Source organism: Microbacterium sp. LMI1x-1-1.1, from assembly GCF_040676205.1.
GTDB classification, from domain to species: Bacteria; Actinomycetota; Actinomycetes; order Actinomycetales; family Microbacteriaceae; genus Microbacterium; species Microbacterium aquilitoris.
On the sequence record NZ_JBEGHM010000002.1, the window covers coordinates 1169378 to 1186157 of the forward strand.

16 protein-coding genes are annotated in these 16780 nt (G+C 69.4%); 1 reads left to right on the forward strand and 15 read right to left on the reverse strand.

The window, feature by feature from the left end; translation table 11 throughout:
- Positions 1 to 27 precede the first annotated feature (27 nt).
- The 5 genes from MRBLMI1x_RS13465 to dnaE form a co-directional block, all read right to left on the reverse strand.
- Positions 28 to 1047 (reverse strand): quinone-dependent dihydroorotate dehydrogenase, encoded by a 1020-nt coding sequence (locus MRBLMI1x_RS13465; RefSeq protein ID WP_363459301.1) that lies wholly within the window; start codon positions 1045 to 1047, stop codon positions 28 to 30.
- A gap of 25 nt (positions 1048 to 1072) precedes the next feature.
- Positions 1073 to 1546 (reverse strand): transcriptional regulator NrdR, encoded by a 474-nt coding sequence (gene nrdR, locus MRBLMI1x_RS13470; protein WP_018186472.1) that lies wholly within the window; start codon positions 1544 to 1546, stop codon positions 1073 to 1075.
- 13 nt (positions 1547 to 1559) lie between these two features.
- Positions 1560 to 2861 (reverse strand): histidinol dehydrogenase, encoded by a 1302-nt coding sequence (gene hisD / locus MRBLMI1x_RS13475; RefSeq protein WP_363459303.1) that lies wholly within the window; start codon positions 2859 to 2861, stop codon positions 1560 to 1562.
- Positions 2862 to 2881: 20 nt separating this feature from the next.
- Entirely contained in the window at positions 2882 to 4006 is a 1125-nt protein-coding gene (locus MRBLMI1x_RS13480) for a hypothetical protein (RefSeq protein WP_363459305.1), read from the reverse strand.
- 64 nt (positions 4007 to 4070) lie between these two features.
- Positions 4071 to 7589 carry a DNA polymerase III subunit alpha gene (dnaE, locus tag MRBLMI1x_RS13485; RefSeq protein ID WP_018186469.1) on the reverse strand — a complete coding sequence of 1173 codons (3519 nt, stop codon included), beginning with the start codon at positions 7587 to 7589 and terminating at the stop codon, positions 4071 to 4073.
- A gap of 48 nt (positions 7590 to 7637) precedes the next feature.
- Between dnaE and MRBLMI1x_RS13490 the strand changes: the two genes are divergently transcribed.
- Complete coding sequence (locus MRBLMI1x_RS13490; protein WP_018186468.1) at positions 7638 to 8111, forward strand: NUDIX hydrolase; 474 nt, start codon at positions 7638 to 7640, stop codon at positions 8109 to 8111.
- 36 nt (positions 8112 to 8147) lie between these two features.
- On the opposite strand, the gene MRBLMI1x_RS13495 is transcribed toward MRBLMI1x_RS13490, so the two are convergent.
- The 10 genes from MRBLMI1x_RS13495 to MRBLMI1x_RS13540 form a co-directional block, all read right to left on the reverse strand.
- Positions 8148 to 9068, reverse strand: a complete 921-nt coding sequence (locus tag MRBLMI1x_RS13495) for an RluA family pseudouridine synthase (RefSeq protein WP_363459308.1) — start codon at positions 9066 to 9068, stop codon at positions 8148 to 8150.
- Positions 9055 to 9663: a signal peptidase II gene (gene lspA / locus MRBLMI1x_RS13500; RefSeq protein ID WP_018186466.1), complete on the reverse strand. Its 609-nt coding sequence runs from the start codon at positions 9661 to 9663 to the stop codon at positions 9055 to 9057. The genes MRBLMI1x_RS13495 and lspA overlap by 14 nt, the downstream gene beginning before the upstream one ends.
- A gap of 11 nt (positions 9664 to 9674) precedes the next feature.
- Positions 9675 to 10292: a DivIVA domain-containing protein gene (locus MRBLMI1x_RS13505; protein ID WP_018186465.1), complete on the reverse strand. Its 618-nt coding sequence runs from the start codon at positions 10290 to 10292 to the stop codon at positions 9675 to 9677.
- A gap of 114 nt (positions 10293 to 10406) precedes the next feature.
- Entirely contained in the window at positions 10407 to 10709 is a 303-nt protein-coding gene (locus tag MRBLMI1x_RS13510) for a YggT family protein (RefSeq protein ID WP_018186464.1), read from the reverse strand.
- A 4-nt stretch (positions 10710 to 10713) separates the two neighbouring features.
- Positions 10714 to 11169 carry a cell division protein SepF gene (locus tag MRBLMI1x_RS13515; protein WP_018186463.1) on the reverse strand — a complete coding sequence of 152 codons (456 nt, stop codon included), beginning with the start codon at positions 11167 to 11169 and terminating at the stop codon, positions 10714 to 10716.
- 32 nt (positions 11170 to 11201) lie between these two features.
- The gene (locus MRBLMI1x_RS13520; RefSeq protein ID WP_363459311.1) at positions 11202 to 11888 is read right to left on the reverse strand and encodes a YggS family pyridoxal phosphate-dependent enzyme; all 687 of its coding nucleotides are present in this window, start codon (positions 11886 to 11888) and stop codon (positions 11202 to 11204) included.
- A 7-nt stretch (positions 11889 to 11895) separates the two neighbouring features.
- Positions 11896 to 13056 carry a cell division protein FtsZ gene (ftsZ, locus tag MRBLMI1x_RS13525; RefSeq protein WP_020097536.1) on the reverse strand — a complete coding sequence of 387 codons (1161 nt, stop codon included), beginning with the start codon at positions 13054 to 13056 and terminating at the stop codon, positions 11896 to 11898.
- A 157-nt stretch (positions 13057 to 13213) separates the two neighbouring features.
- Entirely contained in the window at positions 13214 to 14230 is a 1017-nt protein-coding gene (locus MRBLMI1x_RS13530) for an FtsQ-type POTRA domain-containing protein (RefSeq protein WP_363459313.1), read from the reverse strand.
- A 2-nt stretch (positions 14231 to 14232) separates the two neighbouring features.
- The gene (gene murC, locus MRBLMI1x_RS13535) at positions 14233 to 15633 is read right to left on the reverse strand and encodes a UDP-N-acetylmuramate--L-alanine ligase (protein WP_363459315.1); all 1401 of its coding nucleotides are present in this window, start codon (positions 15631 to 15633) and stop codon (positions 14233 to 14235) included.
- A 64-nt stretch (positions 15634 to 15697) separates the two neighbouring features.
- Complete coding sequence (locus MRBLMI1x_RS13540; RefSeq protein WP_363459317.1) at positions 15698 to 16771, reverse strand: UDP-N-acetylglucosamine--N-acetylmuramyl-(pentapeptide) pyrophosphoryl-undecaprenol N-acetylglucosamine transferase; 1074 nt, start codon at positions 16769 to 16771, stop codon at positions 15698 to 15700.
- Positions 16772 to 16780: the final 9 nt, after the last annotated feature.

Sequence of the window (16780 nt, forward strand, 5' to 3'; positions counted from 1 at the left end):
TTCGTCCTTCAGATGGGATGCCGCCTGTCAGCGCGCGAGGCCCCGGTTCAGCTGCCTTGCCCACAGGGGTCCGCGGTATACGAACGCGCTGTAGCCCTGAACGAGGTCGGCACCGGCTGCGAGACGCTCGCGGACGTCGTCGGCCGACTCCACTCCCCCGGCGGCGATGACGCAGAACTCGGCCGGGACCGCGGCTCGGACGCGACGGAGAACCTCGAGCGAACGCTCGCGCAACGGTGCGCCGGAGAGGCCGCCCGCCCCCATCGCGTCGACGCGGGCAGCATCCGTCGTCAGCCCGGAACGAGCGATCGTCGTGTTGGTCGCGACGATCCCGGCGAGGCCGGCGTCCACCGCCATCCTCGAGATCCCGTCGATCTCGTCGTCGGAGAGGTCGGGAGCGATCTTGACGAGCAGGGGCGTGTCTCCTGCGGCATCCTTCACCGCCGTCAGCAATGGCCTTAGCGTCTCGACCGCCTGCAGGCCGCGGAGCCCGGGCGTGTTCGGCGACGACACGTTGACGACGAGGTAGTCCGCGACCGGGGCGACCAGGCGGGTGCTGGCGACGTAGTCCGCTGTCGCATCCGCGACGTCGACCACGCGGGACTTGCCGATGTTGGCGCCCAGGACCGGTCGCCGTCGGCGACGGCGCATACGAGCGAGCCGCTGCGCGACGACGGCGGCGCCCTCGTTGTTGAACCCCATCCGGTTGATGAGGGCGCGGTCCGCCGGCAGGCGGAACAGGCGCGGGCGGGGATTGCCATCCTGCGGGATCGCCGTCACGGTACCGACCTCGATGTGACCGAACCCGAGGGCATGCAAGCCGAGGGCGCCGATGGCGTTCTTGTCGAAGCCGGCGGCGATCCCGAACGGCGAGTCGAAGACGAGACCGAGCGCCTCGGTCCGAAGCTCCGGGGCCGGACGGGTCAGCGCCCGGGCCGCAGCCGAGAAGGGCGGCACGGCGGCGACGCGGATGACGGCCATCCCGAGATGGTGGGCGGTCTCGGGATCGAGGCGACGGAGGACGAGGTCGAAGAGGAGTCGGTACATCGGCTCCCAGCCTAGAGGTGAGCGCTCAGGCGTCCTGTCGCGGAACGCGCTGTGCCTGGTCTGCGCGCAGCAGAGCGATCGCGGCGTCGAAGTCATCGAGCGTCTCGAACGCCTGGTACACACTCGCGAACCGGAGGTACGCGATCTCGTCGAGTTCGCGCAGGGGGCCGAGGATCGCGAGCCCGATCTCGTTCGTATCGATCTGCGAGACGCCCGTCTGACGCACCGCCTCCTCGACGGCCTGAGCGAGCATGGCGAGATCCGCTTCGGTGACCGGTCGACCCTGGCACGCCTTGCGGACGCCGGACATGACCTTCTCGCGGCTGAACGACTCGATCACGCCGGAGCGCTTGATCACGTTCAGGCTCGCGGTCTCGATCGTCGAGAACCGGCCCCCGCACTCGGGGCACTGGCGACGACGACGGATGCTGAGTCCGTCGTCGCTCGTGCGGGAGTCGATGACGCGGGAGTCGGAGTGACGACAGAACGGGCAGTGCATGGCGGCATCCAGCCTACGCGTCGAAGCGCGCCGTGACGGCCTCGCCGTGGGCGGGGAGCACCTCGGCCGTCGCGAGGGTCACGATGTCGTCGTGGACGGCCCGCAATGCGTCGCGGTCGTACGTGATGACCTGCTGAGGACGCAGGAAGGTGGATGCCGACAGCCCGGACGCGTACCTGGCCTGACCGCCCGTGGGGAGCACGTGATTGCTGCCCGCGAGGTAGTCCCCGAGGCTCACGGGGGTCCACGAGCCGACGAAGACGGCACCCGCGTTGACGAAGTCCTCCGGACGAGGATCGCGCAGGTGCAGCTCGAGGTGCTCGGGCGCGTACGCGTTGCTGAAGGCGGTCGCCGTCGCGAGGTCGTCGACGAGGACCACGGCGGACTGCACGCCGGCGAGGGCTTGGGCGACCCGCTCGGCGTGGTGAGTCGCCGCTGCGCGGCGCTCGACCTCTTCGACGACGGCTTCGGCGAGGCCGGCCGCATCCGTGACGAGGACCGCTGCGGCCTGCTCGTCGTGCTCGGCCTGGCTGACGAGGTCGGCGGCGACGAGACGCGCGTCGGCGGAGTCGTCGGCGACGATGAGGATCTCGGTGGCGCCTGCCTCGGAGTCCGTGCCGACCATGCCCGCGACGACCCGCTTGGCGAGCGCGACGAAGTTGTTGCCGGGACCCGAGATGACATCGACGGGTGCGAGGTCCAGCTCGGCCACTCCGTGCGCGTACGCCGCGACGGCGCCCGCGCCGCCCATGGCATAGACCTCGGTGATGCCGAGGAGCTTGGCCGCAGCCAGGATGACGGGGTGCACCCGTCCGCCGTGGTCGCGCTGCGGGGGCGAGGCCAGCGCCACCTCGGCGACGCCCGCCACCTGCGCCGGGACGACGTTCATGACGACGCTCGACGGGTACACCGCCTTGCCACCGGGGACATAGACACCCGCACGGCGCACGGGACGCCAGTGCTGCTCAACCCGCGCGCCCGGACCGATATCGGTCACCACCGGCGAGGGCACCTGAGCGGCCGACGCGAGGCGGACCCGTGAGATCGCGTTCTCGAGCGCGCCCCGGATGGATGGATCGAGGGAGGCAAGCGCCTCGTCGAGGTGCGCGGCGGGAACGCGGATGGCGTGATCGCGGACGCCGTCGAACCGTGCCGCCTGCTCGCGGAGCGAGACCTCGCCCCTCTCCGCCACATCTGCGACGACGGCGGCAGCCGTGGCCAATGCCTCATCCCGCGCTGCGGTGGCTCGGGGAACGGCGGCGAGCAGGTCGGCCGGTGTGACGGCGCGACCCCGGAGGTCGATCGTGCGGAGCATCCCTCCAGGGTAACGGCGGGTCAGCCCCGGGTGACGCCGGAGACGTCCGTGAGGTAACCGATGCGGCCGTCCTCGTGGCGGACCACGAAGGAATCGCCACGGTCCTCGATCACGAGCGCCCAGGCCGTCGGGCCGATGCGGAAGACCGGCGCGCCGCTCTCGTCGACGACGTCGCGCTCGACAGGAGCCAACGCCCAGAACGCCTGCTGGGCGGAAGTCGCAGCCGGAGCCGGCTCGTCGTCGTCGATGGGGTCTCCGTACGGGGCCGGGTCGGGATCGACCGACGGCGCCGCCATCGTGTAACGCGCGTCCGAGATCGGCCGCGCCACGACCGGGCGCGCGCGACGGGCGACGCGGTGCGACAAGGTCTCGGCACGGTGCAGGAAGTCCTCGTGGAACGGCGGGATGAACGGAGCGAGGACGGTCAGCACGACGCCCGCAGCCATCAGAAGCACCTCGACCCAGACGACCCAGCTGCTGAGCCACACGCCGACCGCGACGCCGCGCGCGATGTTCGTCCACAACCAGCTCAACCACACGACCGCCGAAACGGCGAAGGCGACGGAGGCGAACTGGTCGATCCCCAGGGATCCGACCCGACGGATGCCGTCGGGCGAGAACCGGCGGAGCGTGATCAGGAAGACCGCGACCGTGGGCGCGCCGATGGCGAGGACCCAGTCGATTCCCGAGGTCCAGACGCTCGTTCCGCCGAGGAGGCTCGTGTACTGGTTGTCGGCATAGAGGGGGAAGAACGAGAACAGGAAGGCGAGCACCCACACACCGAGCAACGAGATCTCGCGGAGCGAGAACGGGCCGATGCCGTACTGCGGCGGGATGTGGCCTTCCGAGGCTTCGACCGTCGCCGGCTCGTCCGGAGACGGCTGCGGCTCGACGGGCGCGACCTGCGGCTCGACGTCAGCGACCGTATCGGCGGCGTCGTGATCGACCGATGCGGGCACGGCCTCCGCGGGGGAACCGGGGGCATCCGCGGCATCCGTGGAGAAGTCGTAGGCCTGGGTCTCCATGTCGAGAGTGGACGTCTCGTGCGGCGCAGCCTCGGGCGCGCGGACCACCGTGACGTCGAGGTCTTCGACGGGGCTCCCGGCGTCGTCCGGCGATTCGGGGTTCGTCTTCTGGTCGGTCACGATGCTCCTTCCGAACAGCGCTGATCAGCGCCGCCTGCGATCCTACCCGCGTCGTCTCAGCGAATCAGCCGAGGCACTGCGGCCCGAGCAAGCCCTTCAACTCGCCGTACAGGTCGACCGTCACCCCGACCTGGGCCGGGACCTCGAACACCTTCGCGACACCGCCGCGATGCAACTTGAGGGTCACCTCGGTGTCGCCGGGATGGCGGTCGAGGACGGCGGCGAGCTGTCCGATCGTCGTCTCGGTCGCGCGGTGTTCGGGCAGCAGCAAGACGAGCGGGCCCGCGGCATCCACCGATCCGAGATCGGGGACGAACGCCGATTGACCGTGGAGGTTGCGGCCGTCGTCGCGCTGCGAGACGCGACCTCGAACGACGAGGATCGAGTCCGCCACGAGCATCGACTGGAACTCCGTGTACGTCTTGCCCATGAACATGACGGTCACCTCACCGTCGAAATCCTCGACGGTGATCATGCCGTACGGGTTGCCGCTCTGCTTGGCGACGCGGTGCTGGACGCTCGTGACGAGCCCGGCGATGGTCACCGTGTCGCCGTCGGAGATGTCCTCCGACACCAGCAGGTCGTGGATCGAGGTCGACGCGTGCTTGGCGAGCGGGATCTCGAGACCCGCGAGCGGGTGATCCGAGACGTAGAGACCGAGCATCTCGCGCTCGAAGGCGAGCTTGTCCTTCTTCGTCCATTCGGGCCGCTCCGGCACGCGCGCGACCTGCTGCGGCTCGTCGTCGCCCCACAGGCTGTCGAAGTCGAAGCCGACCTCGCCGTTCGCTTCGCGGCGCTTGTCGAGGACGGCCTGTTCGACCGCATCCTCGTGGATCTCCATGAGGGCACGCCGGGTCGATCCGAGCGAGTCGAAGGCGCCGGCCTTGATGAGCGATTCGACGGTGCGCTTGTTGGCGACGTGGACCGGGACCTTGCCGAGGAAGTCGTGGAAGCTCGCGTACGGACCGTCCGAGCGGGCCGACACGATCCCGTCGACGACGTTCGTGCCGACGTTGCGGACGGCGCCGAGGCCGAAACGGATGTCCTCGCCGACGGCGGCGAAGAACCGGATGGACTCCCCCACGTCGGGCGGCAGCACCCGGATGCCCATGCGGCGGCACTCGTTGAGGTAGACCGCCATCTTGTCCTTCGAGTCGCCGACGCTCGTGAGGAGGGCGGCCATGTACTCGGCGGGATAGTGCGCCTTCAGGTAGGCCGTCCAGTAGGAGACGAGGCCGTACGCGGCGGAGTGGGCTTTGTTGAACGCGTAGTCCGAGAACGGCAGGAGGATGTCCCACAGGGACTTGATCGCCGCTTCGCCGAAGCCGCGCTCCTTCATACCGCCCGAGAAGCCCTCGTACTGCTTGTCGAGCTCGGACTTCTTCTTCTTGCCCATCGCCCGGCGGAGGATGTCGGCCTGACCGAGGGAGAACCCGGCCACCTTCTGCGCGATGGCCATGACCTGCTCCTGATAGATGATCAGGCCGTAGGTCGTGTCGAGGATGTCCCGCAGCGGTTCTTCGAGCTCGGGGTGGATCGGGGTGATCGGCTGGACGCCGTTCTTGCGGAGCGCGTAGTTGGTGTGCGAGTTCGCACCCATGGGCCCGGGTCGGTACAGCGCGATGACGGCCGAGATGTCCTCGAAGTTGTCGGGCTTCATGAGGCGCAGGAGCGACCGCATCGGCCCGCCGTCGAGCTGGAACACGCCCAGCGTGTCACCACGGCTCAGGAGGTCGTACGCGGCACGGTCCTCGAGTTCGAGGTGTTCGAGGTCGAGCTCCTCGCCTCGGTTCGTCCGGATGTTGTCGAGCGCGTCCGAGATGATCGTGAGGTTTCGCAGCCCCAGGAAGTCCATCTTGATGAGCCCGAGCGTCTCGCACGACGGGTAGTCGAACTGCGTGACGATCTGGCCGTCCTGCTCGCGGCGCATGATCGGGATGATGTCGATCAGCGGTTCGCTCGACATGATGACGCCGGCCGCGTGCACGCCCCACTGACGCTTCAGGCCCTCGAGTCCGAGCGCGCGGTCGAAGACCGTCTTGGCGTCGGGGTCAGTGTCGACGAGGGAGCGGAACTCGCTGGCTTCCTTGTAGCGCGGGTGCTTGGCGTCGAACATGCCGCCGAGCTCCATGTCCTTGCCCATGACGGGCGGCGGCATGGCCTTCGTGAGGCGCTCGCCCATCGAGAACGGGAAGCCGAGGACACGACCGGCATCCTTCAACGCCTGCTTCGATTTGATCGTGCCGTAGGTGACGATCTGCGCGACGCGCTCGGACCCGTACTTCTCGGTCACGTAGTCGATGACCTCGCCGCGGCGCCGGTCGTCGAAGTCGACGTCGAAGTCGGGCATCGAGACGCGGTCGGGGTTCAGGAAGCGCTCGAAGATGAGGCCGTGCTCGAGCGGGTCGAGGTCGGTGATGCGCATCGCATACGCGACCATCGAACCGGCGCCGGAACCGCGGCCGGGACCGACGCGGATGCCGTTGTCCTTGGCCCAGTTGATGAAGTCGGCGACGACGAGGAAGTACCCCGGGAACCCCATCTGGAGGATGATCCCGGTCTCGTACTCGGCCTGCTTGCGGACGCGATCGGGGATGCCGCCCGGGTAGCGGTAGTGCAGGCCCGCTTCGACCTCCTTGATGAGCCAGCTGTCCTCGGTCTCCCCCTCGGGCACGGGGAAGCGCGGCATGTAGTTGGCGGAGGTGTTGAACTCCACCTCGCACCGCTCGGCGATCAGCAGGGTGTTGTCGCACGCCTCGGGGTGGTCACGGAAGAGCTGACGCATCTCCTGCGCCGTCTTGATGTAGTAGCCGTCGCCGTCGAATTTGAAGCGGTTCGGGTCGTCGAGGGTCGAGCCGGACTGGACGCACAGCAGCGCCTCGTGCGCGTCGGCCTCGTGCTGGTGCGTGTAGTGCGAGTCGTTCGTCGCGACGAGCGGGATGTCGAGATCCTTCGACAGTCGGATGAGGTCGGTCATCACCCGGCGCTCGATCGAGAGGCCGTGGTCCATGATCTCGGCGAAGTAGTTCTCCTTGCCGAAGATGTCCTGGAACTCGGCCGCGGCCGCGCGGGCGGCCTCGTACTGGCCGAGCCGCAGGCGGGTCTGCACCTCGCCGGAGGGGCACCCGGTCGTCGCGATGAGGCCCTTGCCGTAGGTCTGCAGGAGCTCGCGGTCCATGCGGGGCTTGAAGTAGTAGCCCTCGATGCTCGACAACGAGCTGAGTCGGAAGAGGTTGTGCATGCCCTCCGTGCTCTGGCTCCACATCGTCATGTGGGTGTAGGCGCCCGAACCGGAGACGTCGTCGCTCTTCTGGTCGGGCGATCCCCACGCCACGCGCGACTTGTCGCTGCGGTGCGTGCCGGGGGTGACGTAGGCCTCGAGGCCGACGATCGGCTTGACACCGGCGGCCTGGGCGGCTCGGTAGAACTCGAAGGCCGCGAACGTGTTGCCGTGGTCGGTGACGGCGATGGCCGGCATCCCGTAATCGGCTGCCGCCTGCGTCATCGCGCCGATCTTCGCGGCCCCGTCGAGCATCGAGTATTCGCTGTGGACGTGCAGGTGAACGAAGGAGTCGGATGCCACCCATCGAGTCTACGTTCCGGTTCTGACACGGCGCCTAGGCTGGTCCACATGACCACCCCCGAGTTCGTCCTCGCGCTGCGCGAGAAGATCGGCACCGCTCCGCTCCCCCTCGTCGGGGTGACAGCGATCGTCTTCCGCGACGAGAAGGTCCTGCTCGGCAAACGCGCCGACAACGGCGAATGGCAGGCTGTCTCGGGGATCGTCGAACCCGGCGAGGAGCCCGCCGACACCGCCGTCCGCGAATGCCTCGAAGAGGCGGGAGTGGTCGTCCGGGCGACGCGGCTGGCGGCTGTGCAACAGATCCCCCGCATCGTCTACGCGAACGGCGACGAGGTCGACTACCTCGATCTCGTCTTCCGGTGCGACTGGGTCTCGGGCGATCCGCATCCCGCCGACGGCGAGCTGACCGAGGTCGGCTGGTACGGGCTCGGTGAACTCGTCGAGGTCGATCAGACCCACGTGCGCAAGATCGCGCTCGCGATCGCCGAGGACGACCCTGCGTCGTTCACCGGCGGCCGCTGAGCCCTCATCACTCGCGGGGCGTTCACTCGCAGGCCCTCACTGGTCGCGGAGAAGCTCCAGCGCCCCGGCCAGATCGGCCGGGTAGTCCGAGCGGAAGGTCGCCCAGTCCCCCGTCGCCGGGTGGGCGAACGCGAGCTCGTGGGCGTGGAGCCACTGACGGGTGAGTCCCAGACGCTGGGCCAGAGTCGGGTCACCGCCGTAGAGCGGATCGCCGACGCAGGGATGCCGGTGCGCGGCCATGTGCACGCGGATCTGGTGCGTGCGGCCGGTCTCGAGATGCACCTCGAGCAGCGAGGCCCGCGGGAACGCCTCGAGCGTCTCGTAGTGGGTCACCGAGTCCTTGCCGTCGGGGACGACCGCGAACTTCCACGAGTGGTTCGGATGCCGGCCTATCGGAGCGTCGATCGTGCCGACGAGGGGGTCGGGATGCCCCTGCACCACCGTGTGGTAGATCTTGTCGACCTCCCGCTCTTTGAAGGCGCGCTTGAGCGCCGTGTAGGCGCGCTCGGTCTTCGCCACCACCATCAAGCCGCTCGTCCCCACGTCCAGCCGATGGACCACGCCCTGGCGCTCGGAAGCCCCGGAGGTGGCGATGCGGAAACCGGATGCGGCGAGGGCGCCGACGACCGTCGGACCCTCCCAGCCAAGCGACGGGTGGGCAGCGACACCGGCGGGCTTGTCGACGACGACGATCTCGTCGTCGTCGTGGACGATGCCGAGGTCGGGGACCGCGATCGGGACGATCTCGGGTCCGCGCTTGTCCTCCCAGTCGACCTGCAGCCAGGCGCCGGCGACGAGCTTGTCGGACTTGCCGACGGGACGCATGTCCTGCTGGACACCGCCGCCCTCGGCGACCTCGGCCGCGAAGGTCCGCGAGAATCCGAGGAGCTTGGCGAGGGCGGCATCCACCCGCGTGCCGTCGAGCCCGTCGGGGACGGGGAGACTACGGCTGGGCATGAGGGTCCGCGCGTGCCGGGACGTCCGCGTCGGCGGCGTCCGCGGTCGCGGCATCCTTCTCACGGGTGCCGTCGAACCGACGGCCGAGCAGCACCAGAACGGCGACAGCGATCATCATCGTGACGATGAACATGTCGGCGATGTTGTAGATGGCCGACGGGAACCACAGCCACAGCCAGGGGGTGTGGATGAAGTCCACGACGTGCCCGACGAGGAAACCCGGTGCACGCAGCAGCCGATCGGTGAGGTTCCCGAGGATGCCGCCGAGGAGAAGGCCGAGCACGATGGCCCAGGCGCGGGAGCGCACACGGGTCGCCGCGAGAGCGACGATCGTCAGGGCCGCGGCGGCGAGGACGAGGGTGAACACCCAGGTCACGCCCTCCCCCAGGGAGAACGCCGCACCGGGGTTGAACGTCAGATAGAGCTGGAGGAAGTCCCCGAGGACTGGCACGGCCTGCCGCTCGGGCAGGTTCTGGAGGGCGAGGTACTTGGTGAACTGATCAGCGGCCAGCACCAGCACCGCGAGGATCGCGATGGTGGTGCCGGCCGCTGCGGCGCGCAGTGTCGTCCGCTTCGCGGACGTTCGGCTCGACAACGTGCGAGTGGTCAGGACGCGGAGATGGGCGTCGAACCCGAGGTGCCGGCGACGTCGAGGTCGCGCAGCTTCTCTTCGATGAACCCGCGCAGCTGAACGCGGTAGTCGCGCTCGAACTGACGAAGCTCGCTGATACGGCTCTCGAGGGTGCCGCGCTCGCTCTCGAGGCGGGTGATCTCGTCGCGCGCCTTCGAGCGTGCGTCGTTGAGGATGGCGTCGGCTTCGGCCTGCGCCTCGGAGATGAGCTTCTCCTTCTGCGCCTTGCCCTCGGCGACGTGCTCGTCGTGCAGGCGCTGGGCCAGCTCGATGATGCCGGCCGACGCGGCGACGGGAGCGGAGCCGGACGAGGCGGGAGCCTCCGCGGCGGGCTCGGCAGCGGGAACCTCTTCGAGGAGTTCGGTCTGCGGTGCGGCCTCGGCCTGCGGTGCGGACTCGGTCTGCGGGGCGGACGTCTCACCGGACTCGAACGCGGCGAGCTTCGCCTTCAGTTCTTCGTTCTCAGCGATCGTCTTGCGCCACTCGACGACGATCTCGTCGAGGAAGTCGTCGACCTCATCGGGGTCGAAACCCTCTTTGAAGCGAACATGCTGGAACTGCTTGGTGACGACGTCTTCGGGAGTCAAAGGCATGTGTCTTTCCTCTTTCGGGGCTCAGGAAGCGGGCCGGTCAACGAAGACCCGCGAGGCGCGAGCCGTACCCCGACAGCATAGTCCGCGGCTGTCACGGGTGCGACGACAGGTCGGTCAGACGCGGCTCAGGACCTGCGTGATGGACAGCAGCACGAAGCAGCAGAGCATCGTGAGGGGGAACGCGAGATCCAGTGCGATCGGACCGATGCGCAGCGGGGGGATGAAGCGGCGGAAGAACTTGATGGGCGGGTCCGTCACAGTGAACACGACTTCCGCAACGACGAGCCAGCCGCCGCGCGGACGCCACTCCCGATTGAACATCGGGATGTACTCCAGAACCAGACGTGCCAGGAGGAACAGCACGTAGATGAGCAGGAGCGCGTTGAGGATCCCGGCGATGAGGCCGATGACCGACACGGCGTTAGTGCGTGAAGGGGGCGGAGTCCGCGTCGCCCTGAGCGATCGCGCCTTCGCCGGACACTGCGACGTTCTCGGGCGACAGCAGGAAGACCTTGCTCGTCACGCGCTCGATACGTCCGTACAGACCCAGCGAAAGACCGCTCGCGAAGTCGATCAGGCGTCGCGCGTCGGCGTCGCTCATCTGCGAGAGGTTGATGATGATCGGGATGCCGTCGCGGAAGTTCTCGGCGATCGCCTGCGCGTCGCGGTACTGCTTGGGGTGGACCGTGACGATCTCGCTCACCGTCGCCGGAGCGGGCTGACGGACGACCGCGGGGCGGTGGATGGGCGTCACCGGCGCCGTCTTGTTCTCGACCTGCTTCTCCCGACTCTCGCGGCGGGGAGCCGGCTCCTCGTAGACCTCTTCCTCGTCGGCGAGGCCCAGGTACACCATGGTCTTCTTGAGCGGGTTCGACATCGCATCCTCCGTATTGCTCGTCTGTGACGAGGCTATCCGTGCACGGGCCTCGGGCCCGTGATTGCCGAACCGATCCGCAGGTGTGTCGCACCCGCTGCGATCGCCTCGGCGAAATCGCCGGTCATGCCGGCGGAAATCCAGTCGGCATCCGGCACCACGGTGCGGATGCGGTCGGCATAGGTGGCCAGCCGCGCGAAGGCCGGAGCCGGCTCTTCGTCCAGCGGCGCGACGGCCATGATGCCGCGGAGGCGCAGCGACGGACACGTCGCGGCGATGTGCTCGGCGAGTTCCGTAACGCCCGAGGGCGCGACTCCCCCTCGGGCGGGATCCTCGGTCAGATTGACCTGGATGAGGACGTCGAGCCTGTCGCCGTCGTCGTCGGGGCGTGCCGCGTGCAGCGCGTCGGCGAGGCGGGCCCGATCGAGCGAGTGCACGGCGTCGGCATCCCTCCGGACGGCCTTCGCCTTGTTGGTCTGCGCCTGCCCGATGAAGTGCCAGCGGAGCGGCACGCCGTCGTAGGTCTCGCGCTTCGCGCTGAGCTCCTGCTGGCGGTTCTCCCCGACGTCGGTCACGCCGAGCCCGGCGAGCTCTTGGACGAGCTCGACGGGGTGGAACTTCGTGACGACGATCCGGGTGATCCCCGATGGATCGCGGCCCGCCGACCGAGCGGCATCCGAGATGCGCGCGTCGATGTCGGCGAGCCGCGAACGCAGATCCACGATCCGGTTACTTCAGGAAGTCGGGGATGTCGAGGTCGTCGTCGCCGAACGCCGAGTCGTAGTCACTCGACGAGGACGGCGCGGAGACCGACACCGACTCACGCGAACCGGCGTTCTCGGCGGCTGCGAGGTCGCGAGCCACCGTGTCGGCCGGCAGCGGCGGCAGGACCGGGGCGGATGCCGGGCGGCTGGCCGTGATCGGCTCGACCTTCACCTGGGGCTCGCCACCGTCGAAGCCGGCGGCGATGACGGTCACCCGCACCTCGTCGCCGAGGGTGTCGTCGATGACCGTACCGAAGATGATGTTGGCCTCGGGGTGCGCGGCCTCCTTCACCAACTGGGCTGCGTCGTTGATCTCGAAGATGCCGAGGTTCGAGCCGCCCTGGATCGAGAGGAGCACACCGTGGGCGCCCTCGATCGACGCCTCGAGGAGAGGGGATTCGACCGCGAGCTCGGCGGCCTTGATCGCACGGTCGGCGCCGCGCGCCGAGCCGATGCCCATGAGCGCGGAGCCCGCGCCCTGCATGACCGACTTGACGTCGGCGAAGTCGAGGTTGATGAGACCCGGGGTGGTGATCAGGTCGGTGATGCCCTGCACACCGGCGAGGAGCACCTGGTCGGCCGTGGCGAACGCCTCGATCATCGAGATGCCGCGGTCGCTGATCTCGAGGAGGCGGTCGTTCGGGACGACGATGAGGGTGTCGACCTCTTCCTTCAGCTTCGAGACGCCGGACTCGGCCTGGGTCTGACGGCGACGACCCTCGAACGAGAAGGGCTTCGTGACGACACCGATCGTGAGGGCGCCGATCGACTTCGCGATCCGTGCGACGACGGGTGCGCCACCGGTACCGGTGCCACCACCCTCGCCCGCGGTCACGAAGACCATGTCGGCGCCGGCGAGGGCCTCTTCGATCTCCTCGGCGTGATCCTCGGCGGCGCGACGGCCCACCTCCGGGTCGGCGCCGGCGCCGAGACCGCGGGTGAGCTCACGTCCCACGTCGAGCTTGATGTCGGCGTCGCTCATGAGCAGCGCCTGTGCGTCCGTGTTGACGGCGATGAACTCGACGCCGCGAAGGCCGAGCTCGATCATTCGGTTGACGGCGTTGACACCGCCACCACCCACGCCAACGACCTTGATCACAGCAAGGTAGTTCTGGTTCTGGCTCACGCCGGCCTCCGTATCGTCCTGAACCTCGAGTGCAAACCTTCAACCTCAACCAGAGGTTTAAAGAATTGCCGAGTATGCAATTCCTGATTCCGAAGGTATGCGGCGACGGGGCGGCCGCCCGCACCGTGGCGGCGTGTCGTCGGATCGGATTCTCGAGTCAGCGGATGACGACCGCATCGGGCGAGGAGATGTCGTACTCCTCGACCTTGGACGGCGGCCGAGCCGCCATCGCCGCCTTCAGCACGCGCGCCTTCTCGACGGCATCCTCGACGCTCCCCCAGACGACGTCCGCGCCGTCGATCGTGAGTGTGACGTCATCCGGAGTGGTCGCCGACATCGCCGTGACCGCGGCCTTCAGATCCGCCGGCAGGGACCGGTAGACGGCTCCGACGGCACGGAAGGTGCGCGACCCGGCGCCGCCTGCGGCATCGATGACGGGATACCCCTCGGGTGCGTCCTTCGTGGTGCCCAGCACGACTCCGGCCGCGTCGACGAGAGAGGCACCCGCTTTCGTCTTCACGACACCGACAGGCGTCCGCTCGACGATGCGGACGACGAGTTCCTGGGGCGGCCTCGCCTCGATGGAGTAACTCTCCACGAGAGGGAACGCGACGAGCGCCGCCTTCACGGCGCTCGAGTCGACGAGGGCGAGCGGAGTCCCCATCTCCCCCGAGAGCGCCTGCTCGACGGCGGCGGGGGCCAGGCGATCCGTGCCCAGCACCGTGATCTTCGACACCGCGAAAAGCGGACTGTAGGCCGTCGCGACAGCGCCGAGCCCGACCAGGACGACGGCAGCGAGCGCTCCGAGCCAGGCGTACCGTCGGCGGCGCTGGCGCACCGTGAAGCGCCGGACCTCGCGGCGCAGCGCGCGGCGGCGAGCCCGAGCCGCAGCCCAGACGTCGCGGACGCCGAGCGGACGCTCCGTCTCGGCATCCGCTTCTGCCTGCGCGTCGTCGGCGGGGGTCGGGGAGGCGTCGAACGGGACGACGGGAGCCAGACGCCCCGTCGCGACGGGCGGTTCGGCGGCAGCGGGCTCGGATGGCGTCGGCTCGGCGGCGGGAGCCTCGACCGCGGGCGGCTCAGGGATGGCCTCACGCCGCCGCGGCCGCTCCGGGAGCGCCTCGCGTCGCTGACCTGCCGGCGGCGTCGACGGGAGCGGGGACGGCCGCCGCATCGTCAGTCCTGCCCTTGCCCGAGGGCGTCGAGCACCTGCGGGATGATGCGGTACACGTCGCCGCATCCGAGGGTGATGACGTAATCCCCCGGCTGAACGATGGATGCGGTGTACTCCGCCGCCTGCTGCCAGTCCGATACGAAGTGCACCCGGTCCTGATCGGCGAACGCGCCGCTCACCAGTTCGCCGGTGACGCCCGGCACGGGGTCCTCGCGCGCGCCGTAGACGTCGAGGACGACCGTGTGGTCGGCGCGGGATTCGAGCACCTCGGCGAACTCGCGGTACATCGCCTGCGTGCGGGAGTAGGTGTGGGGCTGGTGGAGCGCGATGATGCGCCCCTCGCCGACGACCGTGCGCGCCGCGGACAATGCGGCGTCGACCTCGGTCGGGTGGTGCGCGTAGTCGTCGTAGACCGACACGCCCGCGCGGATGCCGTGGAGCTCGAACCGCCGGACCGTGCCGCCGAACTCCTCGACCGCACGGAGCGCCGATCCGAGGTCGTACCCCAGCGTGAGCAGGACGGCGACGGCGCCGGCGGCGTTGATGGCGTTGTGCGCACCCGGAACAGCGAGGGCACCGGATGCCGCCTGTCCCCCGTGATGGACGGTGAAGGACACCGGCCCCTCGGTGACGATGTCGGTCACACGGACGTCGGCGTCGGCAGACGTTCCGAACGACACGACGTTCGGGTGCGAGAGCGAGGCCGCGACCTCGCGGGCACCGGGGTCGTCGGAGGAGATGACGACGGCCTGGGAGGCGGCATCCGCGAACCGGACGAAACCCTCGTAGAACGCCTCGCGCGACCCCCAGTGGTCGAGGTGGTCGGGGTCGACGTTCGTGATGAGCGCGACGGCCGTGTCGTAGAGCAGGAAGGATCCGTCGGATTCATCCGCCTCGATGACGAAGAGGTCGTCGGACCCGGTGCCACTCGAGACGCCGATCGAGGAGATGACGCCGCCGTTCACGAAGGTCGGATCGGCTCCGATCGCCCGGAGCGCCGTCACGATCATGCCCGTCGACGTCGTCTTGCCGTGCGCCCCGGCGACGCTCACCAGCCGGCGGCCGCCGACGAGCCAGTGGAGCGCCTGCGAACGGTGGATGACGGCGACGCCGCGCTCCTTGGCCCGGAGGTACTCGGGGTTCTCGGGCCAGATCGCGCCCGTGAAGACCACCGCGTCGACGTCTTCTGGCAGGTTCGCCACGTCGTGACCGACGTGGACGTCGGCGCCGCGGGACGCGAGAGCGCGCATCGCGTCACTGTCGGAACGGTCGGACCCCGACACGCGGATGCCGCGGTCGAGGAACATCCCGGCGAGTCCCGACATCCCGGAACCGCCGATCCCGATGAAGTGCGCGGCGGTGATGTCCGTGGGGATGGGGAGCGAGAGATCGGGGCGAATCATGGCCCGTCAAGTCTAGGTCGGGCCCGCCGGGAGGATGCTGCGGCGCGCTGGAGCCGGCGCCGCGTCAGCGGGCCAGGGCGCGATCAATGAGCGCGACGACGTTCTCGCTGCCGGTGCGCGTTCCGACCGCGGTCGCGGCCGCGCGCATCCGGTCGAGCGCTGCGGCATCCGTGAGGAGCGGCACCACCGACGAACGGATGCGATCCCCGCTCAGCTCCGCGTCGGGGACGAGGACGGCCGCCCCGGCCGCGACGGCGGACGCGGCGTTGAGGGCCTGTTCGCCGTTACCGACCGCGTACGGGACGTAGACGGCCGGGACGCCGAGGGCGCTGATCTCGCTGACGGTCGCCGCTCCGGATCGCGACACGATCGCATCTGCCAGGGCGAAGGCGAGGTCCATCCGGTCGATGTACGGGACGACGCGGTAGGCCGGATCGCCCGGGTCGGCGATGTCGTTGCGCTCCCCCGCCGCGTGGAGGATCTGCCATCCCGCGGCGACGACGTCCTGCCAGGAATCGGCGAGGGCACGGTTGATGCGGACGGCGCCCAGCGACCCGCCGAAGACGAGGAGGACCGGCCGGTCCGCGTCGAGTCCGAACGCGGTTGCCGCCTCATCCCGCAGGGCGGCTCGGTCGAGATGCACGATTTCGGGCCGCAGCGGCATCCCGACGACTTCCGCTCCCCGCAGGGGCGTCCCCTCGAAGGCGACCCCGGATGCCGCGGCTCGCCGCGCGCCCAGCACGTTGGCGAGCCCCGGCTTGGCGTTGGCCTCGTGCACGACGACGGGAACGCCGGCGCGCCCCGCGGCGACGTAGGCGGGGGCCGAGGCGTACCCGCCGAAGCCGACGACGACGTCCACCCCGCGCTCGCGGATGTGCGATCGGACCTGGCGCACCGCGCGCGCGAAACGCGCCGGGAAGCGGAGGGCCGCGGCATCCGGTCGACGCGGGAACGGCACCTTGTCGACGAAGAGCAGCTCGTAACCGCGCTGCGGCACCAGCCGCGCCTCGAGTCCCTCGCGCGTCCCGAGGACGAGGACGGTCGCGCCGGGCTCGCGCGCGGTCAGAGCGTCGGCGACGGCGAGCAGCGGATTGACGTGGCCCGCGGTCCCGCCGCCGGCCAGAAGGTACGTGGTCACCGGATCGAG

Coding starts and splice junctions, on each gene's coding strand:
- MRBLMI1x_RS13465 (WP_363459301.1), bottom strand. CDS start 1,047: ATGTACCGACTCCTCTTCGACCTCGTCCTCCGTCGCCTCGATCCCGAG.
- nrdR (WP_018186472.1), bottom strand. CDS start 1,546: ATGCACTGCCCGTTCTGTCGTCACTCCGACTCCCGCGTCATCGACTCC.
- hisD (WP_363459303.1), bottom strand. CDS start 2,861: ATGCTCCGCACGATCGACCTCCGGGGTCGCGCCGTCACACCGGCCGAC.
- MRBLMI1x_RS13490 (WP_018186468.1), top strand. CDS start 7,638: ATGACCACCCCCGAGTTCGTCCTCGCGCTGCGCGAGAAGATCGGCACC.
- MRBLMI1x_RS13495 (WP_363459308.1), bottom strand. CDS start 9,068: ATGCCCAGCCGTAGTCTCCCCGTCCCCGACGGGCTCGACGGCACGCGG.
- MRBLMI1x_RS13505 (WP_018186465.1), bottom strand. CDS start 10,292: ATGCCTTTGACTCCCGAAGACGTCGTCACCAAGCAGTTCCAGCATGTT.
- MRBLMI1x_RS13515 (WP_018186463.1), bottom strand. CDS start 11,169: ATGTCGAACCCGCTCAAGAAGACCATGGTGTACCTGGGCCTCGCCGAC.
- MRBLMI1x_RS13530 (WP_363459313.1), bottom strand. CDS start 14,230: ATGCGGCGGCCGTCCCCGCTCCCGTCGACGCCGCCGGCAGGTCAGCGA.
- murC (WP_363459315.1), bottom strand. CDS start 15,633: ATGATTCGCCCCGATCTCTCGCTCCCCATCCCCACGGACATCACCGCC.